The organism is Variovorax sp. 01T439_2, assembly GCF_056398445.1.
Map to the genome: position 1 here is coordinate 1 of NZ_JBFTPJ010000351.1, position 5458 is coordinate 5458.

Below are 5458 nucleotides of genomic sequence, written 5' to 3' on the forward strand. Positions count from 1 at the left end.
CAAGATGTCCCTGGTGCTCGGCCCGCCCACCCCCTGGGGCCAGGCCGGAAAGATCTGGGCCGACCTCGTCAAGGAGCGCACCCAGGGCCGCATCAACATCAAGCTGTACCCCGGCGTGTCCCTCATCCAGGGCGACCAGACCCGCGAATTCAGCGCGCTGCGCCAGGGCGTGATCGACATGGCCGTCGGCTCGACCATCAACTGGTCGCCGCAGGTCAAGCAGCTCAACCTTTTTTCCATGCCCTTCCTGATGCCCGACTACGCGGCCATCGACGCCCTCACCCAGGGCGAGGTCGGCAAGGACATGTTCAAGACCCTCGACAAGGCCGGTGTCGTGCCCCTAGCCTGGGGCGAGAACGGCTACCGCGAGATCACCAACTCGAAGAAGCCGATCAAGTCGCCTGCCGACCTCAAGGGCATGAAGATCCGCGTCGTCGGCTCGCCGATCTACTCCGACATGTTCACCGCGCTCGGCGCCAATCCCACGCAGATGAGTTGGGCCGACGCGCAGCCCGCGCTCGCCAGCGGCGCCGTCGACGGCCAGGAGAACCCGCTCTTCCTGTTCACCGTGCTCAAGATGCACACCGTGGGCCAGAAGTTCGTGACCACCTGGGGCTACGTGGCCGACCCGCTGGTGTTCGTGGTCAACAAGGAAATCTGGGCCTCGTGGACGCCGGCCGACCAGGCCATCGTGCGCCAGGCCGCCGTCGATGCCGGCAAGCAGGAAATCGCGCTCGCGCGCAAGGGCCTGGTGGAAGCCGACAAGCCGGTGCTCAAGGACATTGCCGCCATGGGCGTCACCGTGACCCAGCTCACGCCCGACGAGCGCGAAGCCTTCGTGAAGGCCACGCGGCCGGTGTACGACAAGTGGAAGTCGACCGTGGGCGCGGACCTCGTGGCCAAGGCCGAGAAGGCGATCGCGGCGCGCCAGAAGTAAAGCTCGCGTTCCTGCAGATCGGGGTGGAGGCCGCGACAATGCGGCCATGCACCACACCCTGATCATCGACACGGACCCCGGCGCGGACGACGTGATCGCGCTGCTGTTCGCCCTGGCGGCACCCGAATCGCTCGCGGTCCAGGCGCTGACCACGGTGGCCGGCAACGTGCCGCTGGCCAAGACCTCGCGCAATGCGCGCCTCGCCTGCGAATGGGCCGGGCGGCCCGGCATTCCGGTGTACGCGGGCGCCGAACGGCCGCTGCTGCGCACGCCGATCTACGCGGCCAACATCCATGGCCGCGAAGGCATCACCGGCGTGAAGGTGCACGAGCCCGCCGCGCCGCTGGCTGAAGGCCATGCGGTCGACTACCTGGTCCGCACGCTGCGCGCCGCGCCTGAAAAAAGCATCACGCTCGCAATGCTCGGCCCGCAGACCAACCTGGCGCTCGCGCTCGAGCAGGCGCCCGACATCGTGCGCGGCCTGCGCGAACTGGTGCTCATGGCCGGCGCGCACTTCAATGGCGGCAACATCACGCCCACGGCGGAGTTCAACGTGTTCGCGGATCCGCATGCGGCCGAGGCCGTGCTGAAGTGCGGCGTGCCGATCACCATGCTGCCGCTCGACGTGACGCACAAGATCCTCACGAGCGACGAGCGCATCGCGCGGCTGCGCGGCCTGGGCAACCGGGCCGGCGCGATCGTCGCCGACATCCTCGACGCCTATGCGCCGCAGGAGATGCAGCACTACGGCATGCCCGGCGGGCCGGTGCATGACGCGACCGTCACGGCCTATCTGCTGCGGCCCTCGCTCTTCCGGGGCAGGCGCATCCACGTCGAGGTCGACAGCCGCGAAGGCATGGGCTTCGGCCAGACCGCGGCCGACTGGCACGGCAGCCTGCACCGCCCACCCAACGTGAACTGGATCGTCGATGGCGATGCGCAGGGCTTCTTCGACCTGCTGACGGAGCACATCGCGCGGCTGCCGTAGGCTCCGGGCAAATAAAAAAGCCACGCTGCGAACAGCGTGGCTTTTGGTGCCGCAGCGAATCGATCAGTGCTGCAGAATTTTGTTCAAGAAATCCTTGGTGCGCGGCTGGCGGTTCTCCGGGTGGCTGAAGAACTCGTCCTTCGGGCAGTCTTCCAAAATCTTGCCGCCCACGTCGATGAAGATCACGCGGCTCGCCACCTTGCGCGCAAAGGCCATTTCGTGCGTGACCACCATCATGGTCATGCCGTCCTTGGCCAGGCTCACCATCACGTCGAGCACTTCGCCGACCATTTCGGGGTCGAGCGCCGAGGTGGGCTCGTCGAACAGCATCACGATCGGGTCCATGCTGAGCGCGCGGGCAATGGCCACGCGCTGCTGCTGGCCGCCCGAGAGCTGGCCCGGGAACTTGTCCTTGTGCGCCATCAGGCCCACGCGGTCGAGCATCTTGAGGCCGCGGGTCTTGGCCTCGTCGGGACTGCGGCCCAGCACCTTGATCTGCGCGATCGTGAGGTTCTCGGTGACCGACAGGTGCGGGAACAGCTCGAAGTGCTGGAACACCATGCCGACCTTGGAGCGCAGCTTGGGCAGGTTGGTCTTGGGGTCGTGCAGCGGGATGCCGTTGACGGTGATCTCGCCCTTCTGGAAGGGCTCGAGCGCGTTCACGGTCTTGATGAGGGTGGACTTGCCCGAGCCCGAGGGCCCGCACACCACCACCACGTCGCCCTTGGAGATGCTCACCGAACAATCGTTGAGCACCTGCACCGGGCCATACCACTTCGAGACGTTCTTGATTTCAATCATTTTTTCGGACATTTCTTTCTCCGGTTCAGCCACTCGGCTAGCGAATGATGGCGATCTTCTTGTGGAGGCGCTTGACGAGCCACGACAAGGCATAGCACATGATGAAGTAAACCACGGCCGCGAGCAGGTAGGCCTCGATCGGGCGGCCGAAGTTCTTGCCCGCGGTCTCGAAGCCCTTGAGCATGTCGTAGGCGCCGATGGCGTAGACCAGCGAGGTGTCCTGGAACAGGATGATGGTCTGCGTGAGCAGCACCGGCAGCATGTTGCGGAAGGCCTGCGGCAGCACCACGAGGCGCATGTTCTGGCCGTAGGTCATGCCGACCGCCTGGCCCGCATTCACCTGGCCGCGCGGAATCGACTGGATGCCCGCGCGCATGATCTCGCTGAAGTAGGCCGCCTCGAACGCGATGAAGGTGATCACGGCCGAGATTTCCGAGCGGTAGTTCGAGCCGATGGAGCCGAAGGCCGCGTAGAACGAGGCCGGCACCAAGAGGAAGAACCACAGGATCACCATCACCAGCGGAATGCTGCGCATGCCGTTGACGTAGATGGCGGCCGGCGCGTCGAGCCACTTCTTGCCCGACAGCCGCATCAGCGCCAGCACGGTGCCGAAGAGCACGCCGCCAATGGTGGCGACGATCGTCAGCATGATGCTGAAATAGAAGCCCTTGACGACGAAGTTGCTGATGACGTCCCAGTTGTAGAACGACAGGTCGAGATTCATCATGTCAATGCCCCCCGCCGCCGGCGCTGGCCGAGACGATAAAGCCCGGCACGCGCGTCTTCTTCTCGATGTACGCCATGATGCGGTTGATCGCAAAGGCCGAGATCACGTAGAGCCCCGTCACCGCCAGGTACACCTCGATGCCGCGCGAGGTTTCTTCCTGCGCCTGCATCGCGAACATCGTGAGCTCGGTCACCGACACGGCAAACGCCACCGACGAGTTCTTGAAGATGTTCATCGTTTCGCTCGTGAGCGGCGGAATGATGATGCGGTAGGCCATCGGCAGGATGACGTAGCGGTAGTACTGCGGCGTTGTGAAGCCCACCGCCATGCCCGCGTAGCGCTGGCCCTTGGGCAGCGCCTGGATGCCCGAGCGCACCTGCTCGGCAATCCGCGCCGAGGTGAAGAAGCCCAGCGCCAGCACCACCAGCACGAAGCTCGGCACGCCCTTCATGACCGGCACCAGCGCCGGAATCACGTGGTACCAGAGGAAGATCTGCACCAGGAGCGGAATGTTGCGGAACAGCTCGACCCAGGCATTGCCCAGGCGTATGAGCCACGGGCTGTTGGGCAGGGTGCGGATGATGCCGACCAGCGAACCCAGCACCAGCGCAACGACGAGCGCCAGCAGGGCCACGGACACGGTCCAGCCCCATGCGGACAGCATCCATTGCCAATAGGTCGGGTACTTCCCGCCCGGGTCTTGCAAGAAGACCTGCCAATCCCAGTTTGATCCCATCGGGGACTCTCCTTCTTTCAGATTTCCAGACTGCTAGCTTGCAGAGGCCGTGCCCGCGCGCCGCATTTGCGAAAACAAACGCCCGCCGGGGGCGGCGGGCGTTGCGCGGATGGCCTTGCCGTGTTTACTTCTTGGCCGCGTAGTCTTCCATCGGCTTGTCGTTCGGGTTGGCCCAGGCGGCCTTCGTGGCGTCGGACAGCGGCAGGTTCACCGTGACGTTGGCCGGCGGGATCGGCTTCAGGAACCACTTGTCCCAGAGCTTGGCGAGGTCGCCGTTCTTGATCTGTGCCTTGATGCTGTCGTCCACCACCTTCTTGAAGGCCGGGTCGTCCTTGCGGATCATGATGGCGATGGGCTCGACGCTGAGCACTTCGCCGACGATCTTGAAGTCGGCGGGCGACTTCGACTTGGCGATGTTCGAGGCCAGGATGGAGCCGTCCATCACGAAGGCGTCGGCGCGGCCCGATTCGAGCAGCAGGAAGCTGTCGGAGTGGTCCTTGCCATAGAGCTCCTTGAAGTCGATGCCGCCGGCGCGCTCGTTCTTGCGCAGGGTCTGCACCGAGGTGGTGCCGGTGGTGGTGGCCACGGTCTTGCCGTTGAGGTCCTTGATGCTGTTGATGCCCGAGTTGGCCTTGACCGCGATGCGCACTTCTTCCACGTAGGTGGTCACGGCAAAGGAAACATCCTTCTGGCGCGTGGCGTTGTTGGTGGTGGAGCCGCACTCCAGGTCGACGGTGCCGTTCTGCACCAGGGGCACGCGGTTTTGCGAGGTGACGGGCTGGTACTTGGTTTCCAGCTTGGCAAGGCCCAGGTGCTTCTGGATGTCCTTGATGATGTTGGCGCAGATGTCGTAGTGAAAGCCGGTGTACTGGCCGTTGCCCAGCGTGTACGACAGGCCGGAAGATTCCCGCACGCCTTCGGTGATGCTGCCCGAGGCCTTGATCTTGGCCAGGGTGTCATTGGCTTGGGCAAAAGCGCTGCCGGCAGCCAGGGCTGCGATTGCCAATGCCAATACTTGCTTGTTCATACGGAAAACTCCTGAGGTGACTGGAAGATACAGATACAACGAAATTCTAGACATTCACGTGATGGGGAATACCCGGACCAACCCGGTGCATTCTCGGCGACGGCCGCACCGGCCGCGCACATCCGGGCGCCGCCTTGGTGCAGGTGGACCCATTGGCATTGTCCGACTTTCACTAAGCAGCCTTTGTGCCCGAGGGCTCGGCAGCCGGCGGCACCGGCGCGGACAGGCGCACCGGCTGGGTC

The 5458-nt window shown here is 64.5% G+C and carries 6 protein-coding genes; 2 read left to right on the plus strand and 4 right to left on the minus strand.

Annotated elements, in window-relative coordinates:
- The coding region (locus tag AC1DOC_RS17320) for a DctP family TRAP transporter solute-binding subunit (protein WP_478130154.1) at positions 1-937 on the plus strand (937 nt) is incomplete at its 5' end.
- Between the two features lie 46 nt (positions 938-983).
- On the plus strand, positions 984-1925 hold the full coding sequence (locus tag AC1DOC_RS17325) for a nucleoside hydrolase (RefSeq protein WP_062363275.1): 942 nt from the start codon (positions 984-986) through the stop codon (positions 1923-1925).
- Positions 1926-1988: 63 nt separating this feature from the next.
- Here the strand turns inward: AC1DOC_RS17325 and AC1DOC_RS17330 are convergent, their stop codons facing one another.
- The 4 genes from AC1DOC_RS17330 to AC1DOC_RS17345 form a co-directional block, all read right to left on the minus strand.
- Positions 1989-2726, minus strand: coding sequence for an amino acid ABC transporter ATP-binding protein (locus AC1DOC_RS17330; protein ID WP_018903696.1), 738 nt, complete (start codon positions 2724-2726; stop codon positions 1989-1991).
- Positions 2727-2763: 37 nt separating this feature from the next.
- On the minus strand, positions 2764-3453 hold the full coding sequence (locus AC1DOC_RS17335; RefSeq protein WP_018903697.1) for an amino acid ABC transporter permease: 690 nt from the start codon (positions 3451-3453) through the stop codon (positions 2764-2766).
- Position 3454: 1 nt separating this feature from the next.
- On the minus strand, positions 3455-4189 hold the full coding sequence (locus tag AC1DOC_RS17340; RefSeq protein WP_012745982.1) for an amino acid ABC transporter permease: 735 nt from the start codon (positions 4187-4189) through the stop codon (positions 3455-3457).
- A gap of 124 nt (positions 4190-4313) precedes the next feature.
- On the minus strand, positions 4314-5216 hold the full coding sequence (locus AC1DOC_RS17345; protein WP_012745981.1) for an amino acid ABC transporter substrate-binding protein: 903 nt from the start codon (positions 5214-5216) through the stop codon (positions 4314-4316).
- Between the last annotated feature and the right edge of the window lie 242 nt (positions 5217-5458).

What these genes read in the sequence shown, in the direction of transcription:
- AC1DOC_RS17335 (WP_018903697.1), bottom strand. Translation starts at nt 3,453, where the DNA reads ATGATGAATCTCGACCTGTCGTTCTACAACTGGGACGTCATCAGCAAC.
- AC1DOC_RS17330 (WP_018903696.1), bottom strand. Translation starts at nt 2,726, where the DNA reads ATGATTGAAATCAAGAACGTCTCGAAGTGGTATGGCCCGGTGCAGGTG.
- AC1DOC_RS17325 (WP_062363275.1), top strand. Translation starts at nt 984, where the DNA reads ATGCACCACACCCTGATCATCGACACGGACCCCGGCGCGGACGACGTG.
- AC1DOC_RS17340 (WP_012745982.1), bottom strand. Translation starts at nt 4,189, where the DNA reads ATGGGATCAAACTGGGATTGGCAGGTCTTCTTGCAAGACCCGGGCGGG.
- AC1DOC_RS17345 (WP_012745981.1), bottom strand. Translation starts at nt 5,216, where the DNA reads ATGAACAAGCAAGTATTGGCATTGGCAATCGCAGCCCTGGCTGCCGGC.